The 25,901-nt window shown below is 62.8% G+C and carries 16 protein-coding genes; 10 read left to right on the top strand and 6 right to left on the bottom strand.

All coding sequences use genetic code 11. The annotated features are described in order from the left end of the window. Nucleotides 1-79: 79 nt before the first annotated feature. The 4 genes from ACE3PH_RS08300 to ACE3PH_RS08315 all read left to right on the top strand — a co-directional run bounded on the left by ACE3PH_RS08300 (nt 80) and on the right by ACE3PH_RS08315 (nt 7,311). The gene (locus ACE3PH_RS08300; protein ID WP_374317774.1) at nt 80-2,842 is read left to right on the top strand and encodes a zinc-dependent metalloprotease; all 2,763 of its coding nucleotides are present in this window, start codon (nt 80-82) and stop codon (nt 2,840-2,842) included. 70 nt (nt 2,843-2,912) lie between these two features. Continuing rightward, on the top strand, nt 2,913-4,946 hold the full coding sequence (locus ACE3PH_RS08305; RefSeq protein ID WP_374317776.1) for an ATP-dependent DNA helicase: 2,034 nt from the start codon (nt 2,913-2,915) through the stop codon (nt 4,944-4,946). 1 nt (nt 4,947) lies between these two features. Continuing rightward, nucleotides 4,948-6,555 carry a hypothetical protein gene (locus tag ACE3PH_RS08310; RefSeq protein ID WP_374317778.1) on the top strand — a complete coding sequence of 536 codons (1,608 nt, stop codon included), beginning with the start codon at nt 4,948-4,950 and terminating at the stop codon, nt 6,553-6,555. 33 nt (nt 6,556-6,588) lie between these two features. Further along, nucleotides 6,589-7,311, top strand: coding sequence for a glutamine amidotransferase (locus ACE3PH_RS08315; protein ID WP_374317780.1), 723 nt, complete (start codon nt 6,589-6,591; stop codon nt 7,309-7,311). A 21-nt stretch (nt 7,312-7,332) separates the two neighbouring features. On the opposite strand, the gene panC is transcribed toward ACE3PH_RS08315, so the two are convergent. The 4 genes from panC to ACE3PH_RS08335 all read right to left on the bottom strand — a co-directional run bounded on the left by panC (nt 7,333) and on the right by ACE3PH_RS08335 (nt 10,166). After that, entirely contained in the window at nt 7,333-8,208 is an 876-nt protein-coding gene (panC, locus tag ACE3PH_RS08320; RefSeq protein ID WP_374317782.1) for a pantoate--beta-alanine ligase, read from the bottom strand. Between the two features lie 12 nt (nt 8,209-8,220). Continuing rightward, nucleotides 8,221-9,012 carry a 3-methyl-2-oxobutanoate hydroxymethyltransferase gene (panB, locus tag ACE3PH_RS08325; protein WP_374317784.1) on the bottom strand — a complete coding sequence of 264 codons (792 nt, stop codon included), beginning with the start codon at nt 9,010-9,012 and terminating at the stop codon, nt 8,221-8,223. Nucleotides 9,013-9,106: 94 nt separating this feature from the next. Then, nucleotides 9,107-9,934, bottom strand: coding sequence for a ScpA family protein (locus ACE3PH_RS08330; protein ID WP_374317786.1), 828 nt, complete (start codon nt 9,932-9,934; stop codon nt 9,107-9,109). A 28-nt stretch (nt 9,935-9,962) separates the two neighbouring features. Beyond that, nucleotides 9,963-10,166, bottom strand: a complete 204-nt coding sequence (locus ACE3PH_RS08335) for a DUF3460 family protein (RefSeq protein ID WP_374317788.1) — start codon at nt 10,164-10,166, stop codon at nt 9,963-9,965. A gap of 89 nt (nt 10,167-10,255) precedes the next feature. Between ACE3PH_RS08335 and ACE3PH_RS08340 the strand changes: the two genes are divergently transcribed. Beyond that, nucleotides 10,256-11,785, top strand: a complete 1,530-nt coding sequence (locus ACE3PH_RS08340) for a CHAD domain-containing protein (RefSeq protein ID WP_374317790.1) — start codon at nt 10,256-10,258, stop codon at nt 11,783-11,785. 44 nt (nt 11,786-11,829) lie between these two features. On the opposite strand, the gene metG is transcribed toward ACE3PH_RS08340, so the two are convergent. Then, on the bottom strand, nt 11,830-13,923 hold the full coding sequence (gene metG / locus ACE3PH_RS08345; RefSeq protein WP_374317792.1) for a methionine--tRNA ligase: 2,094 nt from the start codon (nt 13,921-13,923) through the stop codon (nt 11,830-11,832). Nucleotides 13,924-14,029: 106 nt separating this feature from the next. Here metG and apbC point away from each other — a divergent pair, with 106 nt between their 5' ends. Genes apbC through ACE3PH_RS08360 form a run of 3 tightly spaced genes read left to right on the top strand, consistent with a single transcriptional unit; the run spans nt 14,030 to nt 18,480 of the window. Then, a complete protein-coding gene (apbC, locus tag ACE3PH_RS08350; protein WP_374317842.1) occupies nt 14,030-15,160 on the top strand; it encodes an iron-sulfur cluster carrier protein ApbC in 1,131 nt (376 codons plus the stop codon). A gap of 16 nt (nt 15,161-15,176) precedes the next feature. Next, nucleotides 15,177-17,726 (top strand): PAS domain S-box protein, encoded by a 2,550-nt coding sequence (locus ACE3PH_RS08355; protein ID WP_374317794.1) that lies wholly within the window; start codon nt 15,177-15,179, stop codon nt 17,724-17,726. Between the two features lie 58 nt (nt 17,727-17,784). After that, nucleotides 17,785-18,480, top strand: a complete 696-nt coding sequence (locus ACE3PH_RS08360) for an ANTAR domain-containing response regulator (protein WP_374317796.1) — start codon at nt 17,785-17,787, stop codon at nt 18,478-18,480. Nucleotides 18,481-18,490: 10 nt separating this feature from the next. Here the strand turns inward: ACE3PH_RS08360 and ACE3PH_RS08365 are convergent, their stop codons facing one another. Beyond that, complete coding sequence (locus ACE3PH_RS08365) at nt 18,491-19,516, bottom strand: ATP-binding protein (RefSeq protein ID WP_374317798.1); 1,026 nt, start codon at nt 19,514-19,516, stop codon at nt 18,491-18,493. A 164-nt stretch (nt 19,517-19,680) separates the two neighbouring features. Between ACE3PH_RS08365 and ACE3PH_RS08370 the strand changes: the two genes are divergently transcribed. Continuing rightward, nucleotides 19,681-23,667: a response regulator gene (locus ACE3PH_RS08370; RefSeq protein WP_374317800.1), complete on the top strand. Its 3,987-nt coding sequence runs from the start codon at nt 19,681-19,683 to the stop codon at nt 23,665-23,667. Then, complete coding sequence (locus ACE3PH_RS08375; RefSeq protein ID WP_374317802.1) at nt 23,664-25,889, top strand: putative bifunctional diguanylate cyclase/phosphodiesterase; 2,226 nt, start codon at nt 23,664-23,666, stop codon at nt 25,887-25,889. Before ACE3PH_RS08370 ends, ACE3PH_RS08375 begins: the two co-directional genes overlap by 4 nt. Nucleotides 25,890-25,901: the final 12 nt, after the last annotated feature.

Here is a 25,901-nt window from a genome sequence, read left to right on the forward strand (position 1 = left end):
AAACAAGCCGACTGAGCGCCAAGGTTCAGTCGGCTTTTTCATGGGTGCCACACGATCAGCCATGTAAGATGAATCGATCATGAAGTACCCACCGCGCCGCTCGCCCTTCCTGCTTCTGTGCACTTGCATGGGCCTGCTGCCCGCTTTGCTGCTCGGCTGTGCCAGTAGCCCGCCGCCAGCGACATCCAACAAGCCCGCCCCCAAGCTCGACATCGCCGCTCTGGCCGCTGCCATGAGCAACGCGGCGAAAGCACCGGCATCAGCCTCGTCGTCAGCCGCACCCGGGGCAGCACAGCCCCCCACCTTGGGAGCAGCTCCGCCGTTCACCGTGGTCGTTGCCAATGCAAAGCGCACAGCGGGCCTGTTGCCAGTTTGGCAGCGCGAGGAAAAAACCTGGATCGAGCTCTCGCCGTCCATGCTGAACACCCCGCTGTTCCTGTCGCCCAAACTGGCGACGGGCATCGGTGAGGCTGGGCTGTATGGTGGGTTGATGCAGTCCCGTGGCGCGCTGGTAGGCCGACCCCAGTTGGTGGAATTCAGGGTCGTCAGGCAGCAAGTCCAGCTGATTGCACTCAACACCTTGTTCACTGCCACACCTGGCACACCGCAGTCGCTCGCCGTGGCCGCCGCGTATTCCCCCTCGTTGCTGGCAAGCGTCCCGGTGGCGAGTGCGCCGCAGGCCCGTACGGGTGCCATCCTGGTCGACGCCAGCGCCCTGTGGCAGGGGGACTTGCTCGGCCTGGGCCTGCAACTGCAGAGAACCTTTCGACAAAGCTATGCCATCGACCCACGCAACTCAGGTTTGACCGAGGTCCATGGCCAGGCCCAAAGTACGGTTTTTGAGGTCAATCAGCACTTTGCGACAGCCTCGATTGCCGCTCCGGCTCCAACCGGTTCGCCGCTGCCAACGTCGAGCGTGCCCATCACCGTGCCCGACCCCCGCAGCCTGTTCATCCAGGTTCACTACACCCTGTCGGCACTGCCTGACAAGCTGATGACACCCAGGCTGGCTGACCCCCGTGTTGGCTACTTCACCAGCGTGGTCAACGACTTCACCGATGACCTGGCACGCACGCCCACCCGCCAGTTCATCAACCGCTGGCGCCTGGCCAAGAAAGATCCACAGGCAGCCGTATCGGATGCAGCCAAACCCATTGTGTTCTGGCTCGATCCCACCATTCCGGATGCATACAGAGACACGATCACGGCGGGCATTCTGGAGTGGAACAAGGCGTTTGACGCGATCGGCATTACCCACGCCATTGAGGTGAAAACGCCGCCCAAGGACAAGCCATTTGACACACAGGAAACCGGGCACGCTTCGATACGCTGGATGACCAATATGCAGGCCACATTCGGTGCCATCGGACCATCGCATGTCGACCCCCGCACGGGTGAGATTCTGGACGCCGACATCGCACTGGAAAGCCTGTCTTCCCGATCGATGCGTACCGCGCGCAGCCAATACCTTGCCTCGGCGGCGGACAGCGTGACGGACAGCCCACCGGCCGAGCGTTGTGACCACGCAGATGAAGCCGCAGAGCAACTCGAACTGGGGTTGGCCTTGTTGGCCGAGGGGGGCATTGTCGACCCCGATGCGCCAGAGGTTCGCGCCTTCGTGCTCGCTTACCTCAAGGATGTCACCATGCATGAGGTCGGCCATGCGCTGGGCCTGCGCCATAACTTCCGTGGCTCGGGGTGGCGCTCTGCCACGGCCTTGAACAGCATGCTGCTGACCTCGGCACAAGGCATCAGTGCCTCGGTGATGGACTACCTGCCCATCAACCTGCCTGTGCCTGGAGAGCAAGGTGGCGCGCCATTCCAGACCACGCTTGGCCCCTATGACTATTGGGCCATCGAGTATGGCTACGCAACGCTCGACGACAGCCAACCCGCCACACGACAGGCTCTGCTGGCGATCGCGCGACGCAGCGATGAACCAGCCCAGGCACAAGCCCTCGCCTATGGCACGGACGAAGACATGGCGACGGGCCTGGATCCTGACATCCAGGTCTTCGACCTGGGCGATGACCCCACTGCATTTGCCCGGCAGCGCCTCGCGATCGTCCGAGATCTGTTCAAAAAAGTCGTGCAGAAGCCAGAAACCGACCCTGATGATGCCAGTTGGGCTCGGCGTACCGTGCTGTACGGTTGGCGAGAACTGGGGCGAACCAGTCAATTGTTGTCACGCCAGATTGGTGGTGTGAGCACCCGCCGGGTCGGTGCCTCCAGCCCACGTGATGCCATCGACCCCGTGCCTGCATCGCGGCAACGGGCTGCGCTGTCCCTGCTGGCCAATGAGTTCCTGAATGCCGACGCCTGGGCACTGCCAGCCACCTTGCAGCGCAAACTGTCTCCAGACTATCTGGCCCGATCGATTGGGCGTGATGCCACACCGGCAGACCTGCCCATGGCACAGCAGCGCCTCGCTGTGCAGCGAGAGACGCTCGGCTACCTCATGAGCGACACCCTGGCAGAACGCCTGCTCGACAACGCCGCGCGGACACGGGACCGGGAGCCCCACCCCCTGCTGCCCGCCGAACTGCAGCACCGCCTGGTGACGACCATCTGGCAACCCGGCCGTGCCCCAGCGGATGCCTCTGCGTGGCGAGACCTGCAACGCGAACACCTCAACCGCCTGGCCCAGGCCGTTGTTCGCAATGCCTCTGCCCGCGCCGACGTGAGGGCCACCTTCCGTGAGGAGGCCCGAGAACTGCTGGAACTGTTGCGCCTGCAGGCCAGTCGAAGCCGTGCCGATACGGCCACCGGGGCTCATCTGCGCGACAGCATCGACACACTGACAACAGCACTGGCTGCTCAGGTGGGTCGCCCTGGTCCCTGATACGCCCATCAGGGCGCCCTTCAGGCCACCGGAATACGCCGACAATAGCGACTCGCCTGAACGAATGCCCATGGACCTGCCCACGATCTTTTCTGCTGACGGCCCCCTGGCCAGAGCCTTTGACAGCTATTGCGAGCGCCGCGAACAAATCGAGATGGCGCAGGCTGTCGCGCAAGCCATCGAAGATGCCAGCACCGTCGTGCTGGAAGCGGGAACCGGGGTCGGCAAGACGGCGGCCTATTTGGTGCCCTCACTGCTTGAGGGCGGCAAGGTGATCGTCTCGACCGGCACCAAGGCCCTGCAAGATCAGCTTTTTCATCGCGACCTGCCTGCCGTGCGCGATGCCCTTGGTGTGCCTGTCAAGGTGGCGCTGCTCAAGGGGCGCAGCAATTACCTGTGCTGGCACCACCTTGACCGAGCCAACCAGGACTCGTCCTTGCTGAGCAGCCGGCAGGAAGTACGCGACCTCAGCCTGATCAACCGCTTCATCCATCTGAGCCCGACAGGCGACAAGAGCGAGTGCCCCTCGGTGCCCGAGCACGCCACGATCTGGGCCCGCGTGACCTCGACACGCGAAAACTGCCTGGGCAGCGAGTGCAAGCAATACGCCGAATGCTTCGTCATCAAGGCGCGCCGAGAGGCGCAGGATGCCGATGTCGTGGTGGTCAACCACCACCTCTTCTTTGCCGACCTGATGCTGCGCGAGGAAGGTGTACCCGAGTTGCTGCCGACCGCCCAGACGGTGATCTTCGACGAGGCGCATCAGTTGCCCGAAACCGCCACCCTGTTCTTTGGTGAGTCGGTAGCTAGCGCCCAGTTGATGGATCTGCTGCGTGATGCGTTGGCCACCGGGCAGTCGCAGGCACGCGATGCCGCCAACTGGCCCACCGTGCTCGCCCCGCTGGACAAGGCCATACGCGATCTGCGCCTGAGCTTTGGCCCCCATATGCAAAGGCTGTCCTTGCCCCAGTTGGGTGACGCGCACCCCCTGCATGCAGCACTGGGTACGCTGAAAGATGTGCTCGCAGAAATCCGTGACCTGCTGGACGCCCAGTCCGAGCGCAGCCCCGATCTGGCACAACTGCACCGTCGGGCGCACGATCTGCTGCAAAGGCTGATTGCCTGGGGTGCCCCCGAACGCGCCAGCGAGCCTGAACTGTGCTGGATCGATGTCGGCACCCATGGCCTGCAACTGCACCGCACACCGATTTCGGTGGCCGATGTATTCAAACGCCAGCGACTGGGCGAGCAGGAAGAAGCCGGTTTCGAAGACGCTGACGATGCCCCCCCGGCAGCCCCCGAGGCGCCTGAAAAGGCTGAAACAGCACCCGGTGAAGTCAAACCGCCCCCGCGGAGAGCATGGGTGTTCACCTCAGCCACCTTGGCGGTCAAGAACGATTTCACCCACTTCACGCAGGCCCTGGGTCTGGATGACGCACACTGCCAGGCCTGGTCCAGCCCCTACAACTACCCCGAGCAGGCCATGCTCTATGTGCCTCACGGCCTGCCGCAGCCCAGTGACGCCCGCCATACCGAAGCCGTGGTCGATGCGGCCCTGCCGCTGATCCGTGCGAACCGCGGGCGTGCCTTTGTACTGTGCACGAGCCACCGGGCCGTGCAAAAAGCGGCCGACTACCTCAAGCAATGCTTCGAAGCTGGCGGCGACCCCTACCCCGTTTTAAGGCAAGGCGACGCCCCCCGCCCCACACTGCTGGACGACTTCCGCCGCGCCGGCAACGCCGTGCTGGTGGGCAGCCACAGCTTCTGGGAAGGCATTGACGTCAAGGGCGATGCGCTCACCCTGGTGGTGATCGACAAACTGCCATTTGCACCGCCAGACGACCCCGTGCTGGCCAAGCGGCTGGAGTTGCTTGAACAGGAAGGGGGCAACCCTTTCATGGAGCACCAGGTGCCGCAAGCCATCATTGCACTGAAACAGGGGGCCGGCCGCCTGATCCGAAGCGAGCATGATCGAGGGGTTCTGATGATCGGCGACACGCGCTTGATCGACAGGCCGTACGGGCGGCGCATCTGGCAAAGCTTGCCACCCATGCGCCGCAGCCGGGTTGAGGCCGACGCAGTGGCCTTCCTTGCTGCGCTTTGATATGCCCCTCCCCTCCGCCCGCTTGCACCCCGTTGGATCATGGTTCCGCCATGCTGGCCGACTTGCGCTGACGCTGGTGGTCATGTGGTCGTCTGCCTGTTCGGAGGGGCGCATCACAGCTGACCCGCTCCAGACCCTGAACGCAAGCTGGCAACCGGGGCAGACTGGCAGTGCTGCCAGCCCTTGTACTCAGGCACTTCGAGGCAGCCACACCACCTACGACGTCGGCCCTGGCCGGACCTATACCGATCTTCAGGACGTACCGTGGCTCTCACTGGAAGCCGGCGATGTGGTCAATGTCCATTACCGCCCCGAGCCCTATCGCAGTCGCATCGTGTTGCGCGCACAGGGCAAACCTGGTGCGCCAGTCATCATCAACGGGGTGAGCAACCCTCAATGCCTGCGTCCAACCGTCACAGGCGAAGAAGCTCCACTGGTTCACGATGCATCCAAGGCCCGGGTGCTCAACCCTGCGACCGCCGGGCTCGGCACGGTCTTCATCGCGCCTGCCTACGGCGCACCAGTCGAGCAGCGACCGCGCTACATCACCATTCAGGGGTTGAAGATCAGCGGTGCCAGTTCAGCACAGCACTACATCAGCGACACCAATGAGCGCCTGGCCTTCACCAAGGGCGCGGCGGGCATCCATGCCTCCATCGTGGACCACCTGCTGGTGGAAAACTGCGAGGTCACGGGCAATGACAACGGCATCTTCGTGAACACCCGCGAAGACCAGGAGTCGATGACCAGCAGACAGGTCACGCTGCGCGGCAATCTGATTCACCTCAACGGTGTCAGTGGCAGCTTTTTCGAACACAACGTGTATGTACAGGCGGCTGGCGCCATCTATGAAGGCAATTTCATTGGCCAGTTGGTGCCTGGTGCCACAGGCTCATCCCTCAAGGACCGCAGCAGTGGCACGGTCATCCGCTACAACCACATCGTGGCAGCAGCACGTGCCATCGATCTGGTGGAAACCGACGGCGGCGGCAACACGGTCGCCAAGGAGCCCGACTACCACCTCGCCTGGGTATACGGCAACCTGATCGTCAGTGACATGTACAACCCCGGGCGCTCTTCCACCTTGCTGATTCACTGGGGCGGCGATCTCAATGAGTCACAGTATCGACATGGCACGCTGTACTTCTACAACAACACCGTGGTGTTGGTTGGCAACAAGGATCAGGCCGGTGTGTTCTATGTTTTTGATATGCCATCGGATGAACAGAAGGTAGATGTGCGGCAAAACATCTTCTGGCGTGCAGGCAACGCCCCTTTGGCGCTAGGTTACAAGCATGGCCGCATCGAGTTGCAAGGCCCTAACTGGATCAGTGATGGCTGGCTGCCGGCTCAACGAGGCAGCAGCGTCACGCTCAAAATCCTGGTTCCGCCCATCGAAGGTGAGCAACCTGGGCTGGATGCCCGGCTGAGACCGCTCGAATCAGGTGCCAGCGCGCAGCGTGGTGCCATCGGTGTACTGGCAGGGATGCCCTTGGGGCCCACCGGTGCCGGCTCCCCGCCCGGCTTTGAATACACCCCCTTGGGACAGCTGCGCCAACGTCAAGTAAAGGGTACCAGCATGGACCTGGGGGCGTTTGGGGTACGCTGAAGCCTATTCCAACGCATCATCAAGGACGCCACCATGAGCCGTACCTGCCTGGCCTTGCAGCACCTCAGTTTTGAAGACCTTGGCACGCTGGAGCCCGTACTGAGGCAGGCCGGCTTTCACATCCATTACCGCCAGGCGGGCGTCGATGATCTCAGCACCGAGCGCGCTGCCAAGGAATGGGCAGAAGCAGATTTGGTGGTCGTGCTGGGCGGCCCGATCGGGGTGTATGAAGCGGATCGCTACCCCTTCATCTCGGATGAACTGGCGCTGGTAAAGGCACGCCTGCAAGCACAACGCCCCATGGTGGGAATCTGCCTGGGGGCGCAGATGATGGCGGCTGCCAGTGGGGAGCGTGTCTACCCGGGGCCAGCCAAGGAAATTGGCTGGGAACCGCTGATTCCGACCGACGCCGGTGCGTCATCGGTGCTGCAAGCCCTGGGCAGTGCCCAGTGGCAGGTGCTGCACTGGCACGGTGACACGTTCGATCTGCCAGACGGTGCCACCTTGCTGGCGTCCACCCGGCGGGTGAAAAACCAGGTCTTCAGCATCGGACAGCACGCGCTTGGCCTGCAATGCCACCTCGAAGTCGATGGCAAGCAGATTGAACGCTGGCTGATCGGCCACACAGGCGAGTTGAGCGCTGCAGGGGTGGATCTGCAGCAGCTTCGGCACGACACCCGTCAATGGGGCGAGCAGCTGCGTGATGCCGCTCAGACGGTTTTCCTGGCCTGGCTCACGCAGGCAGGCCTGGTGTAAGGCCAGCCAGACTGAACTGGCTCAGATTTCGAGGTTATCGATGAGCCGGGTCGCGCCCAGCTTGGCCGCGGCCAGCACCACCAAAGGCTCCTGGCCAAGCAGTTGCTCTGCCGTAGGGGGCAGCAGGTCAGCCTGGCGCCTCACAGAGACGTAATCGGGCAACCAGCCGCACTGGCGCAAGGTGTCCTGGGCACGGCGATCGATATCGGCCAAGGTGCCCTGCCCCTGCTGGCGAGCAGCCTTCACATCAGCCTGAACCTGCTTGAGCACACCGGACAGCTGAACCGCTTCGGCGCGCTCGGACTCGCTCAGGTAGCCATTGCGGGATGACAGCGCCAGCCCGTCAGCGGCACGCGCGGTATCGCCCGGCACGATCTGAATCGGCATGGCCATCTGACGCACCATGCCTCGGATGACCATCAGCTGCTGGTAGTCCTTCTTGCCGAACACCGCGGCACGTGGCTGCACGATGTTGAACAGCTTGGCCACCACCGTGCACACGCCCGTGAAAAAGCCTGGGCGGAACTCACCTTCCAGCAGCTTGGCGAGGCCATCCGGTGGCACCACCGTGTAGCCCTGCGGCTCGGGGTAGAGCTCGGCCTCGTCAGGCGCGAACAGGATGTCGCAGCCGGCACCAGCCAGCAGGCCCGCATCACGCTCGAGCGTGCGGGGGTAGCGATCAAAATCCTCGTTCGGACCAAACTGCAGCCGATTGACGAAGATGCTGGACACCACCGGGCTGCGACCGGCGCCAGCCTCGTCCGCCAGCCCGCGTGCCTGGCGAATCAGCGCTAGGTGACCATCATGCAGATTGCCCATGGTGGGCACAAACACAGGGGCCGAGGGGTAGCCAGCCAGCGTCTCGCGCAGCTCGGCAATCGTATGGATCGTTTTCATGGTGAGAGAGCGTCAGTATCCGTGGACAGCTTCGTCCGGGAAGCTGCCGTCCTTGACCGCAGCCACATAGCGGCGCACGGCATCCTCGATGGAGCCGCCTTCCAGCGTGAAGTTGCGGACGAAACGCGGCAGACGGCCGCGCGTGATGTTGAGCATGTCATGCAGCACCAGCACCTGGCCTGCTGTACGGGCGCCTGCGCCGATGCCAATGGTCATCATGCCCGGGTTGTCGGCCTGCACCAGCGCAGCTACGTCGGAAGGCATGAGCTCCAGCACCATCATGGCCGCACCGGCTTCAGCCAGCTCGCGGGCGTGGCGACGCAGCGTGTCGGCTCCGGCCTGGTCCCGGCCCTGGATGCGGTAACCGCCCAGCGCATGCACGCTCTGCGGTGTCAGCCCCAGATGGGCGCACACCGGGATGCCGCGCTCGGTCAGGAAGTGCACGGTCTCCGGTGTCCAGCCACCGCCTTCCAGTTTGATCATCTGCGCACCGGCCTGCATCAGGGCCACGCACGAGCGCAGGGCCTGTTCGCGGCTTTCCTGGTAGCTGCCAAATGGCAGATCACTCACAACCCAGGCGTAACGGTTGCCACGCGCCACACAACGTGTGTGGTAGACCACGTCGTCGACCGTGACCGGCAAGGTGCTGCCGTGGCCCTGCACCAGCATGCCCAGCGAGTCCCCCACCAGGATGGTGTCGACGCCTGCATCGTCCACCAGACGGGCAAATGCCGCGTCATAGGCGGTGAGCATCGAAATCTTCTCGCCCTTGGCATGCATCTCCCTCAGGCGATGCAACGTCATGGGCTTGCGATCAGGGTTTGCGGGGGTCGTTGTAGTCATGACAGCCTGAAACAAAGCCGAAGTCGCGCGATTCTAGGCCCAGCTGAAAAGCCCGTCACGCCGGGGTGTAAGCGAGCCGGACGTAAATGGGGGCAAAGGCCTCTGCCTGTGTCACCTCGAGCAAGCGCTCGCGGGCCAGCTCCAGCATGGCGATGAAGGTCACCACCAGGACCTGAGGGCCCCGGGTGACATCGAACAGGTCTTCGAACTCGACAAAGCGCTTGCCTTGCAACAGCCGCAGCACATTGCCCATGTACTCCCGTACCGACAACTCTTCACGGGTGATGGTGTGATGGGTGTGCAGGCGCGCCCGTTTGAGGATATCGGCCCAGGCCTCGCGCAGGTCAACCAGGCTGACATCGGGGTGGCGCACCCGCTCCGTGGGGTCGTTGTGCACTTGCACGCGCAGGAAATCACGCCCCAACAGCGGTTGATTGTTGAGCTTGGCTGCCGCGAGCTTGATGCGCTCGTATTCGATCAGTCGGCGCACCAGCTCGGCACGCGGGTCTTCCGCCTCTTCGCCGTTGTCTGTCTTCTTGGGCGGCAACAACATACGCGACTTGATCTCGATGAGCATCGCCGCCATGAGCAGGTACTCGGAGGCCAGCTCCAGATTGTGCTTGCGGATCTGGTCGACGTAGGTCAGATACTGCCGGGTGACATCAGCCAGCGGGATATCGAGGATGTTGAAGTTCTGCTTGCGAATCAGGTAGAGCAGCAGATCCAGAGGGCCTTCGAAGGTTTCGAGGAACACCTCCAGGGCATCCGGCGGGATGTAGAGATCCTGCGGAAGCGCAAACAGGGGCTCGCCATACAGGCGCGCCACTGCCACGTGGTCAACGACCTCGGGCAGGCGGTTTTCGTCGAGCTCCTGTTCGCTCACATGCGCCTTTCAGGCTGCACGGACGGGCTCAGTCGCCCTTGGTCTGATAGACGTAAGCCTGCTGCGGCACACGCGCAGCCTTGAAACCGGCCTGATCGTCGCGGTCCAGATCTTTGTCCCACAGCAGCGCACGGCCTTCACGCTGGCGCGCTTCCAGTTGAGGATCACGCTGCTTGAGGCTGTCGATGAACTGGGTCGCATCGGACTTGTAAGGCTTCCAGAAAAGCGGCATGGCTGCGTCCTAAAGAATGAATCGAAACCATGCATTTTATCGGACCTGGGCGCCCCGCGCTGTCACGGACAGACGCCACAATGCATGCCATGCATGAAATTGAACTGAAATTCCAGATTCCCGACAGCGCACTGACGGCTGTCGAGGCCGAATTGAAGGCGCGTGCCGACCACCATCGCGAACGCCTGCAGGCCTATTACATGGACACGCCGGATCGCCGCCTGGCACAGGCCCGCATGGCGCTGCGCGTCCGCAAGGAAGGCCGCAAATGGGTGCAGACCCTCAAGGCCGGCGGCAGCAACACGATGATGCGCGTGGAGGACAACCAGCCGGCCAAAGCCGTGGCCAAGGGTCAGGCCGCCAAGGCCGACCTCAGCCTGCACCTGAACACCCCAGCGCAGGCACCGCTGCAACAAGCCCTGACCTGGGACGCCGCGCTTGACCCGCAAGGCAGCAAGCTGGGCCTGACCGAGCTGTATCGCACCGACATCTGGCGCCAGACCGTGCGGCTGGCAGTGGGCACCGGCACCCCTCACGCAGGGGTGATCGAGGTTGCGCTGGACCTGGGCGAGATCCGTGCGGGCGGACTCAGCATCCCCGTGCAGGAACTTGAAATCGAGCTCATCGAGGGCCACCCCATGGCCGTGATCGAAGCCGGCCGTGACTGGGTCGATCGCCACGGCCTGTGGCTGGACACGCAGACCAAAGCCCACAGAGGCGATCGCCTGGCGCGCCGCGCTGCGGCACCGGACACGCCCCAAGGCGGTGTGTCACTGAAGGCTCGCCCCGCCCGCCTGGACACCAGCGCCACACTCGATCAAGCCTGGCGTGCCGGAGTCGAGAGCTGCCTGGAACAGATCACCGCCAACCTGAGCGAGCTGGCGACAGCGCCGCTCGACACCAGCCCGTCGCTCTATCAATTGCGCGTGGGCCTGCGTCGTCTTCGCAGCCTGGGAAGCCTGCTGGCTGGTGAAGACCTGCCCTTCCCTCAGGAAGCCATGGCCAATGCGGTCGACCTGTTCCGCAAGCTGGGCTACTGGCGCGATGCCGATGTGCTCGGCTGGATCCCGCCCATGCTGACCATGCTGGGCGGCCCTGACATGCCGCTGCCGGGCGGCGAAGCGCCTGCCGACCCCGTGTCGCTGGCCCGCTCTCCGGAAGCCACGCACCTGTGCCTTGACCTGCTGGCTGCACTGCTGGCCCCGCCCGCCACATCCGGCCCGGCCATGCAACTGTATCGGCCCGTCCTGCAGGCACAGCTCAAGCGCTGGCACCAGCACGCGTTGAACCTGAGCAAAGGCTTTCGCAACCAGACGGACGAAGCCCGTCACCGCGTGCGCAAGCAATGCAAACGCCTGCGCTACGCCATGGACCTCTACGCCCCGCTGCTGGACAAGCGCCCGGGGCGCGATACCTATCTGAAACAGCTCAAGGCTGTACTGAGTGCTCTGGGGGCCTTGCAGGACGAGGTCAGTGCGGCACACCGCTACCGCGAAGCCACGGCACACGACCCTCGCGCCTGGTTTGGTCTGGGATGGCTGCAGGCCCGTCGCGGCGCCCACATCGAAGCGGCCCGCCAGGAGCTCAAGATCTGGCGCAAGACCCGCTCGCCCTGGTAAGAACGGCGTCAACAGGCCCGGTCAACTGACCGGGCCACCTGAGCTCAGCGCACCCGCATGCCGGGCTGTGCACCCGGGAAGGGTTCCAGCACATAGATGCCGGGGTTGGCCTTCTCATCGGCATGCGATGCCGCCAGCACCATGCCTTCGCTCACACCGAACTTCATCTTGCGCGGTGCCAGGTTGGCCACCATCACGGTGAACTTGCCCACCAGGTCTTCGGGCTTGTAGGCCTCCTTGATGCCGCTGAAGACATTGCGCGTGCGCCCCTCGCCCACATCGAGCGTCAGGCGCAACAGCTTGGTGCTGCCTTCCACGTGCTCGGCGTTGACGATCTTGGCAATGCGCAGGTCCACCTTCACGAAGTCATCGATGGTGATGGTGGGTGCAATCTCTTCGCCACCCGGCTTCGGCGCCTCGACCACCGGCGGTGCGGGCGGCTCGAACAGCGCATCGAGCATCTTGGGGTCGACGCGGGTCATCAGGTGCTCGTACTTGCGGATGGTCGTCACCGGGCGAGCGCGCTCACCCCAGCTCAGCGGGCCATCGAAGCCCAGGAAGTCGAATGCACGACGGGTCACTTCCGGCAGGATCGGGCTGAGGAACAGCGTCAGGTACTTGAAGCCTTCCAGGCAGGCCGACAGCACCTCGTGCAACTGGCTGTTGGCCACATGCTGGCTGCTGTCCTTGGCCAGTTCCCACGGCTTGGCCGTATCGAAGTACTGGTTGATTTCATCAGCCGCCGCCATGATGTCGCGCACAGCCTTGCCGTATTCGCGCTTTTCGATGGCGTCGGAAATGGCCGCTTCACGGCTGATCACAGCCTGCAGCGGGATCATTTCCTGCAGCTTGCCGGCATCGCCTGCTCCCAACTCGGCCAGGGCACCTTCGAAGTAGCGGTGGACGAAAGTGGAGCAGCGGCTGGCGATGTTCACATACTTGCCGACCAGGTCGCTGTTGACCCGCGCCATGAAGTCTTCCGGGTTGAAATCGACGTCTTCGACACGGCTGTTGAGCTTGGCCGCGATGTAGTAGCGCAGCCACTCGGCATTCATGCCCAGGCTCAGGTACTTGAGCGGGTCGATGCCGGTGCCGCGGCTCTTGCTCATCTTTTCGCCACTGACGGTGATGAAACCGTGCACATTGATCTGGTTGGGCAACTTGCGGCCGCTGAACTTCAGCATGGCCGGCCAGAACAAGGTGTGGAAATAGGTGATGTCCTTGCCAATGAAGTGCACCTGCTCAACGCTCGGGTCGGCCATGAACTCTTCGAAGCTGCGGCTTTCGCCGTACCGGGCCTTCGGGCCTCCATGGGCGAAATAGCTCTTGAGCGAAGCCAGGTAGCCAATGGGGGCATCCAGCCACACATAGAAATACTTGCCAGGCGCATCCGGAATTTCAATGCCGAAGTAAGGCGCATCACGGCTGATGTCCCAGTCACCCAGGCCTCCCTCGCCGTTTTCGTCCTTGGTGAACCACTCGCGGATCTTGTTGCCCACCTCGGACTGCAGCTTGCCATCCTGGGTCCAGGCCTGCAGGAAATCAGCACAACGCGGGTCAGACAGCTTGAAGAAATAGTGATCACTGGTGCGCAGCACCGGTGTCGCGCCACTCAGGGCCGAGTAAGGGCTCTTCAACTCTGTAGGCGAATAAACCGCGCCACACACTTCGCAGGAATCACCATACTGGTCCTTGGCGCCGCACTTGGGGCACTCGCCCTTGATGAAGCGGTCTGGCAGGAACATCGACTTTTCAGGGTCGAAGAACTGCTCGATGGGGCGGACCTCGATCAACCCCTGGTCACGCAGTGCCCGGTAAATGTCTTGCGCCAGCTGGTGGTTTTCCGGGCTGTCGGTGCAGGACCAGTGGTCAAAGCTGATGTGAAAACCATCCAGATAAGGCTTGCGGCCTGCGGCGATGTCGGCCACAAACTGCTGAGGGGTCTTGCCGGCCTTCTCGGCCGCGATCATGATGGGCGCACCGTGGGCATCGTCAGCCCCCACGAAATGCACCTGATTGCCCTGGGAACGCTGATAACGCACCCAGATGTCGGCCTGGATGTATTCCATGATGTGGCCAACGTGGAAATGGCCGTTGGCATAGGGCAATGCGGTGGTGACGAAGAGCTGACGTGGCATAGGGTCACTAAGAACTTGGGAAAGTCCCCGATTTTAGGCCGCGCTAGACTGATCGTCTGGAAAGATTTCTCCGCCTATGTTTCGACGTCTCCTCTCACTGGCCCGCATGACCACCTCCGCCAACGCCTCCCCCGAACTCGACTCCGCCATTCGTGACGCCCTCAAGGGCGTCAAAGACCCGCTCACGGGTGTGGATTGGGTGACAGGCCGTCAACTGAAGGCGGTCAAAACCCGCGGCGACACCGCCATCCTGAACATTGCCCTGGGCTATCCGGCCCAATCGCGCTGGCCGGAGTACACCGCCCTCGTCCAACAGGCACTGAAGACCGTGCCGGGCGTTGCCGGGGTGGAAGTGAACTGGTCGACCCAGGTGGTGGCGCATGCGGTCACCCGCGGTCAAACACCGCTGCCGGGGGTGAAGAACCTGGTGGCCGTGGCCTCCGGCAAGGGCGGCGTCGGCAAGAGCACCACCTCCGTCAACCTGGCGCTGGCCCTGGCTGCGGAGGGTGCGCGTGTCGGCATGCTGGATGCCGACATCTACGGTCCCAGCCAACCGCTGTTGATGGGGTTGAGCGGCCGCCCTGAAAGCACGGACGGCAAAAGCATGGAGCCCTTGCGCAACCACGGCATCCAGATGATGTCGATTGGCCTGTTGATGGACGACAACGCACCGGCCATCTGGCGCGGCCCCATGGCCACCCAGGCACTGGAGCAACTCATGCGCCAGACCAACTGGGGTGACAGTGAAGGCCAGCTCGACTACCTGATCGTCGACATGCCACCCGGAACCGGCGACATCCATCTGACGCTGTGCCAGCGCTCGCCGCTGACAGCTGCCGTGGTGGTAACCACACCACAGGACATCGCCTTGCTCGACGCCCGCAAGGGCCTGAAGATGTTCGAGAAGGTCAGCGTGCCAGTGCTCGGCGTGATCGAAAACATGGCCACCTTCCATTGCCCGAACTGCGGCCACGAAGAGCACATCTTCGGTGAGGATGGCGGCAAGCGCCTCGCCGAGGAATGTGGTGTGCCCGTGCTGGGCTCCATGCCGCTGGATCTCAAGATCCGCCAGCAGGCTGACGCAGGTCAACCCACCATGGTGGCCGAGCCTGACAGCCGTGTCGCCCAGTTGTATCGTGACATGGCCATCCGCGTGGCCGCGGGCGTGTCGCGTCTTCCCAAGGATTATTCAGGCAAGATGCCGGCTGTGACCGTGGTTCCCAAAACCGACGCTTGAAGCCTGCTCTCTGCCCATGACACCCCAAAGTGCCGATGATCCGTGGTTCGACCTCATCCCTCAAGGACTGATCGAGTTCAACGAACGGGGCCGGGTGCTGCGCAGCAACCCCGCCTCCCATCGGCTGCTGGGCGAGCGCGTGCCCACGGGCATGTCGCTCAACATGGCGTCGGCCCGGGTACAGACACTGACCAGCTGGGATGCCCCGCTGACCCTGCTGTCACTGACCCCCACGTCACCGCCCCTGTGGGTGGAAGACCGCGAGCTGACTGGCAACCTGTGCGCCACCGTGCACGTCAGCTCCTCTGCAGAAGGCTCTACCCACTATCTCTGCTCCATCGCCAACAAATCGGCACCGGAAGGCATCGAACCCAATCAGGCGCCCGAGCAACTCCTGCATGAACTGAGCACCATCCTCGAAAGCAGTCCCGCCGGTATCGCCTACCAGCGTGGCGACGTGCTGGTGCGCTGCAACCGACGCTTCGAGCGCATGCTGGGCTTCAAGCCAGGCAGCCTCACCGGCATGCCGCTTGACGATCTGCTGGCTGGCGACCCCCGCATCAACCGCGTGGTGACACAGTCCAACCAGGAGTTGCTGCGCTCGGGCCAGTACGAAAGCGAACTCGAGATCACCCTGCCGGACCAGACAACCCGCTGGTACGCCTTGTCCATTCGCCGCATTGGCAGCACCCATGGTCCGATCGAGACGATTGCCGTACTGTCCGACATCACGGGCATGCGCTCGCAACAAGCCCAGCTGGAAGCCCTGGGCCGCGACCGCGACCTGATGTTCAGCCTGTCTGCCGTCGGGATCGCCTTTGTGCGCAACGGCGTGGTTCAAAGCGCCAACCCGGCCTTGTCCACCCTGCTGGAGCGCAGCCAGAACGACATCGTGGGCCACCCGCTGACCTCCCTGTTTGCCGGCGACAACCATGCAGCCGACGCCAGCGAGATGATGGATGCCCTGCACCAGCACGGCATCTGGCACGGCGAACGCGCCCTGGGGCACCCTCGCGGCATGCCCCTGTGGGCCGAACTCAATCTGCGCCTGGTCAACCAGGTGCAACCGGAAGAAGGCTTCATCGTCTCCTTCGTCAATGTGGATGACCGCCACCGTGCCGAACAGAACCTGACCCTGCAGGCCGAGCGCACCCGGGCCATCCTGGATTCGGTCTTCGTTGGCATCGTCACCCTCGACAGCCACGGCATCGTCTGGATGAACCGCTCGGCGCGCCGCATGTTCGGGGGCGACCTCAATGACTTCGTCGGCCTGCCGCTCAGCACGGTGGCCACGTCCGACATTGATCACCCATTCCGGATGACCGACTACCTCGATGACCTCCAGGATGGGCAATCCCACACTTTCGAGTGCCAGGTCGTCGGGCGCGATGGTCGCGTGTTCTGGGTAGTGGGCAATGCCGTGGTCACGCTCAACGGGGCGAACGAGCGGCAGATCACCTACGCCCTGCTCGACATCGACCGGCGCCGCCAGGCCGAAGCGCTTTCTGCGGAAGCCCAGGCCACCTTGCAGCGCATCATCGAGATGGCCCCCATGACCATCATGCTGTTCGATGCGCGCACCCTGCGGGTCATCCAGGCCAACCAGGGGGCATCGGCCTTCATCAACACCGAAGCCAGCAATGCCCTGCTCAAGACGCCGGAGATGTTCCTCGACGCCGAGCGCGCACGCATCATCCGCAGCGACCTGATGCTCTCGCTGGACTCGGGCGCACCACTGCACCGCGAATACGGCAGCGCACAAGGCGCCAACAGCCAGGTCTGGGACGTCAACTACCTGCCCTTGTCGCGGGAAGATCAGTCTGCCGACCAGTTGTTGATGGTTGCATCCGACGTCTCCGAGCAACGTGCGGCCGAACAGGCGCGGCTCGACGCAGCCATCACCCAACGCGAGATGCTGGTGAAGGAAGTGCACCACCGCATCAAGAACAACCTGCAGGGCGTGGCTGGCCTGCTTCAGCAGATTGCCGCCCGCAAACCCGAAGTCGCCTCGGCCATTTCCGAAGTGGTTGGCCAGGTGCAGGCCATTGCCCAGGTCTATGGCCTGCAGGTCGGCTCGTCAGGGCCGCTGCACCTGCAAAGTGTGGTGGAAGCCATTGCCCAGTCCGTGCAGCGCACCTTCGGCCGGCAGATCGTGCTGTCCTTCGAGGGGCCGACCGCCGGTTGCTGGCAGCTTCCGGAAGCGGAATCGATCCCCATCGCCTTGAGCCTCAACGAACTGCTCACCAACGCGCACAAGCATGGCAAGGGCATGCAACCACTGACCTGTTCCGTGCACTGCACCGAGCAAGGCGTGAACATCGACATCCGCAACCCCGGGCAACTCACCGACGGCTTCAGCGTGGACCGTGTTCGTGGTGGCGTGTCCGGATTAGGCCTGGTCAGAGCGTTGTTGCCACGCCGCAGTTCCAAGCTGTCCATGCTGCAAGATGGTCCACTTGTCCTGACGCGTATCGAATTGACCCCTCCAGGCATCGCTTTGGTGCCCATTGCGCCCCCACCACAGGAGCGCCCCTCTGGTCAACAGATCGCACTTTGGCCACAATAGATACTTCGTTCCCCCGTCCCCGCAATGAATATCGACAAATGGTCGATAGCTGGCTTGGTTGTTCCATGACAGACAGAAAGGCCTTTCTGCTTTGGCGTTTCAGGGCTGGGTTTGCCCCGAGAGGATGTACGTGAATCAAAAAGGCAAGATTCTGGTAGTGGATGACGACCGGCTCGTTCTGGCGACCCTGACCCATGGGTTGTCGCAAGCTGGGTATGAAGTCATTGATGCCGATAACGGGGACGACGCCATATTGCTGGCGCGGGAACACAAGCCTGACCTGGCTTTGCTCGATATCCGGATGGAAGGGAAAAGCGGTTTTGACGTGGCCGCTTATCTGCGCGATTACTGCCAGATCCCCTTCATGTTCCTGTCGGCATTTTCAGATGATGCAACGATTGCACAGGTCAAGGCCCTGGGGGCCGTAACCTATCTGGTCAAGCCACTCGATATTCAGCAGATCGTGCCCGCCGTCGAGGCGGCCTTCGCCAACGGTCGCAAGCTGGTTCAGGCAAGCGGCACACAGCCGCCCGTCGAAGCGGAAGCGCCGGCGACGACCACCGTAGCGCCACCACTCGAACAAACCATTGCGATTGCCGTCGGCATCGTGATGCACCGCCACTCTGTGGGGCGCCAGCCAGCGCTTGAGCGCCTGCAAAAACAGGCTCACCACGAAGGCAAGCCCCTTGCCGATCTGTGCGCGCAATTGCTGGAAGCGCAGGAAATCCTGTCGAGACTGGGGCCGCTGAGCTAAGCCCGGCGGTTCAAGCCGCCCTGGCAGCACCTGCGCGCTGCTTCTGTTGCGCCTCAGCCACGCTGATGAGCGTGAAGTAGAAACACGCGCCCTGACCTGCCTGGGCCTCCGCCCACACGCGCCCGCCATGACGGGCGATGATGTTCTTCACGCCTGCCAGGCCTACACCCGTACCGGGGAACTCACGTGCACTGTGCAAACGCTGAAACAGGCCGAACAGCTTGTCTGCATGCTGCATGTCAAAGCCGGCACCGTTGTCGCGCACGAAATAGACAGCGGGGTTCGTTGCAGGCATCTGCCCGACTTCGATGCGAGGGCTGTCCACCTTGCCGCTGTACTTGAGGGCATTGCCCATCAGGTTCTCCAGCACGCGACGCAGCAGTTGAGGGTCTCCCTCAGCAAACAGCCCTTCGGCCACCACGAACTGCGCGGCACAGGCTACACACACGCCGTCTACCCCGGCCGCGCCAGCTGAGCGCAGTTCTTCGGCCACGTCATGGGCCATGGCGCTGAGATCAACTGATTGCCGTGCCAACGGCGCGCTGGACAACTGCGCCTGTTCCAGGATCGCATCGATCATCCCGCTCATGCGAGACGATGCCGCCAGAATCCGGTCCAGGTGGTCATTGCCCATCTTGTCGAGTGACCGCGCGTAGTCTTCCTTCAGGATGCGGGCGAAGCCATCGACGACCCGCAACGGCGCGCGCAAATCGTGAGACAAGGCATAGCGCAAAGCCTCCTGATCGACCTCGCTCATCGCCATACAGGTTTCAGTGTGGTCTGCAGGAGACAGTTCTGTTGACTCTGCTGACACCACCAGCGGGGTGGATGCAGGCGTCTGAACAGCATGCAGGCCGGTGTCGCGCCAAATACACACACCCCACACCATGGCCCATATCAGCAGGAACAGGGAATGGGCCCATACAGGCGCGGATAGCCATATCAGGGCCAAAAGCACCACCAGACCGGCTGCGCCCCATGTCAGCAGCAGCACCCGAGGCATGAAAACCCGGTCAGTCTGGTGTGAAAAGTTCAAGGAATCCGGCATTCAAATCGTTGCAAGAAGGCTGGCAGGGGGTTTCTTCTGCTGGCTAGGGATTTCACGAAACCTGTAAAGTCCGTGCAATAGATAACGAATAGAAACAGTATGCCCCGCTTGAAGTCGTATGGGGGCGTGACTTTCCCAAGGATTATCCGGCGATGTCGCACAAGAAGGACTTCATGCGCTCACCCTGGACGGTATTTCTTGGCCTGATTGCATTGATCGTCACTGGATTGGCGGCCTGGCGTTGGGGCTGGAGTGGGCTTGGGCTGACATTGGCGGCCTGGGCCGCTGTCGGTATGGCGTTGACCGCGCGACAAAAAAACATACCTGCGCCGGACCAGCCCCCGTCCACCGTTCCTGCAGACGCCCAACCGTCATCAAACTCCCCAGCGGTGCCGCCGGCCGGCAGTGACAACGCGCGCTGGCTTCAATTGGCCAACGACCTGGCCGAAGCCGCCTATCAGGCGGGCTCGATTGAACAGGCGCTGCAACGCGTTGGTCAGGCGCTGCACCATCACCTGGGTTCGCGATCATGGATCTGCCTGCGCGTCGATGGCTGGAATGGTGAGACCGCCCTGCTGCGACCCTGGATCGACACCGGCCGTGCGGGCGACGTCATCGACGTGTCGGCCATTGCCGCAACCCACCGGGATGACAAGCCCCTGGGTCAGGCGCTGCGGTCGTTGAAACACTGTCTCGCCCAGGTCAGCTCCGCAGCGAATCCCGCAGCCACCCCATGGCGCGCATCCACGACACGGCAGGTCCTGGCCTTGCCTGTTGCCGTAGAGGGCCGTCCACTGGCCTTGCTCGAATTCGCAGACCCCACTTTCACGGCCGACGGACTCGATCAGGTCCTGAGCCTGGCCGCCTTGCAGCTCAGCTTCGTGGCTGAGCGTGACGCCAACCAGGCGCTGATGGCCAACTCCGCCGAACATGTCAGCCGACTCGCACTGGTGGCATCGCGCATCACCAGCGGGGTTGCCATCACCGATCGCCAGGGCACCATCGAGTGGGTCAATTCGGCGTTCATCGCACTGACCGGCTGGCCTGAAGACCGCGTGCTGGGGCGACGACTGACCGAGCTGCTCAACCAGGACGACATGGCCTCATCCGCCGTGCAAGAGCTCGAAGAACATCTGGCGCAAGGCGTGCCCTTCCGCTTGTCCTATGAGGCCACGCGCGAAGCCGGCAAGATCCGCACGCGCTACTGGAGCGAGATCGACGCACTGCAAATGCTCGATGAAACCGGTGGGCGCAGCCAGTTTGTCTGCCTGTTCAACGATGTGTCCCGGCGCAAGGCACAAGAACATGTGCGCGAACAGGAGCGCGAGTTCCTGGAAGCCTTGCTCGGCAACCTGCCGGTCAGCCTCTTCGTGCTGGACCCGAGCAATTTCCATGTCGTCGCGATCAACCGCTACACCGAGCTCGAATTCAAGCTGCAGCGTGATCTGGTCATTGGCAAATCGCTCGGGCAGGTGCTTGCGCCGTCTGTCCTGGACCTGTCCATTCCCTTCATGATGCAGGCACTGGAGTCGGGCCAGACCATCGAGCACGATTTCAACTGGCAGTCCGACGACGGCGCCCGGGTGGTCAACGCCCGTCACTTTGCCTTGCGTCACAGCAACGGTCGCCCGCGCCTGTTGCTCTCGCTGGTGCGCGACATCACCGCATCGCGTCAAGCTCAGGCTGATCTGGAAGAGTCCGAGCGACGTTTCCGCGAACTGGTTGAATCCATGGATGACGCGGTCTACGTGTCGACGGCCGGCCGCCGGCGGTTTCTTTATCTGAGCCCCCGCACCAGCGCCCTGCTGGGCATGTCTGCGGCCGACATCCATACGCAACCGCAGCGTGTCAGGTCCATGATCGTGCCGGAGGACCTGGCCAAATTCACCGAACAGGAACTTCACGAAAAGGCCGGTGAGCCAACCGATACCCTCTTGCGCCTGCAAATCCCGCAAAAGGGCCTGCGCTGGTTCCGCCACCGCACGCGCACCCGGCAGCTCACCAACGGGCATTTCCGCATTTACGGCCTGATCACCGATGTGACCGATGAACACCGGCAGGCGCTGGAACTCGAACGCGCCCGCGACATGGCCGAAGCGGCCAGCCAGGCCAAGAGCCAGTTCATGGCCAATATGAGCCATGAAATCCGCACCCCCATGAATGGCATCCTGGGGATGACCGAGTTGCTGCTGGGCACCCAGCTCAATGACAAGCAGCGTCGGTTTGCCCAGGCGGTCTACCGTTCAGGTGAAAGCCTGCTGGAGATCATCAACGACATCCTGGACTTCGCCAAGATCGAGGCAGGCCGGCTGGAGCTGGCCACCTGCGACTTCGTGCTGCGCACGCTGGTCGAAGACACGCTGGAGTTGATGGCCCCCCGTGCCCACGAGAAAGGTCTGGAACTCAACTTCCGGGAACAACCGGGCCTGCCTGCGGTGATCCACGGAGATCCCCTTAGATTGCGGCAAATCCTGACAAACCTGGTTGCCAATGCCATCAAATTCACAGAACATGGCGAAATCGTTGTCGATATACGCCGCGCGGTAGGCCGAGGGGTGGGCAGCCCCACGCACAGCACCGCGCAGACCATCGACCTCGAATTCATGGTTCGAGATACGGGCATCGGCATTCCATCCGACGTCATCCCTCGGCTCTTCAGTGCCTTCGTACAGGCCAATGTCGGGATGGCTCGCCGCTATGGTGGAACCGGCCTGGGCCTCGCCATTTCGAAACAACTCGTCGAATTGATGGGAGGGCAGATTGAAGCGCACAGTGCTCCGGGGGTGGGCTCCGAATTCGTGTTCCGCATCCCTGTTCGAATTGGCGACACGCAGGCCGACATGGCCATGCTGGAAGAGCCAGGCATGCCCTCCCTCAATGTGCTCGTCGTGGACGACAACGACACGAACCGCACCGTGATCGAGAACATGCTGACGGCGTGGGGCATGCGTGTCTCACAAGCCAGCAATGGTCGCGAAGCACTGGCGCTGCTGACCACCGACCCGGATGAGGCCGGCACATTCGACCTAGCCCTGGTTGACATGCAGATGCCCGAGATGGACGGCATCGCGCTGGCCCATGCCGTGAGAGACAGCGGCACGTGCCCTGACCTGAAAATGATCCTGCTGTCGTCGGTGTCTTCACCTGACGATGTGCGCAAGGCGCAAGACGCCGGCTTCCAGCGCTTCGTGTCCAAACCACTTCGCAAGGCAGAGTTGCGTCAAGCCATCCTGGGCGTATCAGGCGAGCGGACCGAAGGTCAGAGCGAAGTACGTCGCCTCAACAAATCGGTTCTGGTCGTTGAAGACAACCCGGTCAACCAGGAGGTCTGCACCCAGATGCTGAGGCGCCTGGGCTGCGAGGTGCGGCTGGCCAGCTCCGCGCTGGAAGGGCTGCGCAAACTGGGCGAGCAAACATTTGATCTGGTTCTGATGGATATCCAGATGCCGGGCATGGACGGCATCGAGGCGCTGACCTGGTTCAGACGTGGCAACAGCAACCGCTTCACCTTTGTCACGCCGGTCGATACGCCCGTGATTGCCGTCACGGCCAATGCGCTGGAAGGCGATGAAGACCGCTTCCTCGGCCTGGGTTTTGACGACTACCTGTCCAAACCCTTCCGCCAAAGCCAGTTGCTCAAGATTCTGGTCGAACACACGCATATCAGCCAGGACGCGCTGACCGCGCCAGACAGTGCACCAGCAGCAAGCGCACAGCCGGACAACGCCGCTGCCGACACCAGGGTTGAGCCACCCGCAAACAAGCCCGAGGCAGACGCCTGGGCTGGGGTGCTGGACAAAGATGCCCTGCAGCGCCTGCGTGACCTTGACCCCCGGGGCGAAAACCGCCTGATCGAACGGGTCTCCAAGGCTTTCGAGACATCTGTTGGAAGAATGCTGCCTCAGCTCGACGAAGCCATCAAGATCGGTGATCATGCAGGCATCGCCCACGTGGCGCACACCCTCAAATCTTCTTCAGCGAGCATCGGCGCGCTCAAGTTGTCGCAGATGTGCGCCGAAATCGAGGCCATGATCAGGCGTCAAACCGGTGAAGATCTGAGTCAGCAGGTGTCGGCCATCCGCCCAGAAGTGGAGCGGACGGTCTCCAGTTTGCGTTCGCTGCTGGAGGCTCAGGCATGAATTTGCTGGCGCCCGTCACCACCCTGAACGAAGCACAGCCCAAAGTGCTGCTGGTTGATGACGACGAAGTCAACCTGCTGCTGACTTCGGTGGCCCTGCGTGAACGCGGCTTTGCGATCACCGAAGCCAGCTCCGGTGAACAGGCCTTGCAGCTGATCAGCCAGTGGTTGCCCGATGTGGTTGTGCTCGATGCGGTCATGCCTGGGCTCGATGGCTTCAGCACGTGCCAGGAGTTGAGGCAACTGCCAGGCTATGAGTCCATCCCTGTGCTGATGCTCACGGGCCTGGACGACGAGGCCTCCATCACCCGCGCCTACGAAGTCGGCGCCACGGATTTCTTTGTCAAATGTCCGCAGTGGAGCCTGCTGGCAGGTCGCCTGCGCTATCTGCTGCGAGCCGCCCGCACCCGCGATGAACTGGTTCGAAGCAAGGCCACGCTGGCCCGCGCCCAAGACCTTGCCCGCATGGGCAGCTTCGAATGGCACAAAGGCCTGACGGACATGACCTTTTCGAACGAAGGTCTGCGTGTCTTTGGCCTGGGCGGCCGCGACGAGCTCGGCATCCGCCGCATCCTGCGCATGATGGCTGCGGGTGACCGCCCCAGTTTCATCCGCATCCTGCACGAAGTCATTCACCACGGCACGGTCCTGTGCCACGACATCCAGGTCACACTCAACGATGGTCGTCAGCGCATCCTGCACATCGAAGCCGAACCAGAGTTCAACGAGCAGGCCGCGCTGATTGGCTACACCGGCATTGTTCAGGACGTCACAGACCGCCGCGTGGCAGAAGACCAGATCAACCACCTGGCCAATTTCGACACGCTGACCGGCCTGCCCAACCGCCGCCAGATTTTTTGGCGCAGTGAACGGGCCATCGAGCATGCCAAGCGCCTCAACCACCGCTTGGCCATCCTCCAGATCGGGGTCGATCGCTTCAAGGTGATCAACGAGAACCTGGGGCACCACGCGGGTGACGAGTTGCTCATCGAGGTCGCCCGCCGCCTGCGCAACTGTGTCAAGCACTGCGAACAAGTGATGGATGGCGGTGCGGACCTCGCAGCCCAGCATGGTCACCGCACACTCGAAGCGGTAGGCCGACTCGGTGCAGACGAATTCGTGGTGCTGCTGCCCGAGGTGGAAGACGAACAAGAGGCCATCGACACCGCAGGCCGCCTGCTGGCGGTGTTGCGTGAGCCCATGATGGCGGGTGGGCAGGAATGCTTCATCACCGCCAGCGTGGGGGTCGCCCTGTTCCCAGAGCACGGTCTGGCCGTGGCCGACCTGTTGCGCAACGCCGATGTGGCCATGGACCTGGCCAAGACCCATGGCCGCAACACCGCCCAGTTGTATGACCCGCACCTGGCCAGCAAGGGCCGCGTTCGTCTTGAGCTGGACACCGCTTTGCACAAGGCCCTGGAGCGCAATGAACTGGTGCTGTACTACCAGCCCAAGATCGACGTGCGCACCAGCCGCATGGTCGGCGCCGAAGCCTTGATGCGCTGGATTCACGATGGTCGGGTGATCCCGCCGGGCGACTTCATCCCGCTGGCCGAAGCCACCGGCCTGATCAACGACATGAGCCTGTGGGCCATCCGTGAGGCCGGGCGCCAGGCCAAGCGCTGGCACACCCTGTTTGGGCTCGATTCCTCGATTGCCGTCAACCTGCCCAGCCGCCTGTTCGAGCAACCGGACCTTGCCGACCGCATTGAAACCCTCTTGCGTGACGAGGGCGTTGCACCACATTTCATCGAGCTGGAGATCACCGAAACCGGCCTGATGAAAGACCTGCAAGGTGTCGTGCCCTCGCTCATCAAGCTCAATCAACTGGGTACCGAAATCTCGATCGACGACTTTGGTACCGGTTACTCCTCGCTGGCCTACCTCACCACGCTGCCTATCAGCGAGCTGAAAATCGACCGATCGTTCGTGCGAGACCTCGGGACCACGCCGCAGAGTTCCGCCGTCGTGTCGGCCATCATCGCCCTCGCGCGTGCCCTGGGCCTGCGCGTGATTGCAGAAGGGGTCGAACAAGCCCCGCAGATGGAAGTGCTCTACAACCTGGGGTGCCACATTTGTCAGGGCTTCCTGTTTGCCCGTCCCATGCCGGCCCACGAGGTGGAAGCCTGGTTGCGCGATACCGCCGTGCGACAGAACTTGCCGCGTGTCGGTCCATTGGGTATCGAGTTGGGTGGCTCGCCACTGCGCAGCATTGCCAACTGACACCCCCACGCC

Origin of the sequence: Aquabacterium sp. (assembly GCF_041909175.1) — a bacterium.
Lineage (GTDB): Bacteria > Pseudomonadota > Gammaproteobacteria > Burkholderiales > Burkholderiaceae_C > Aquabacterium.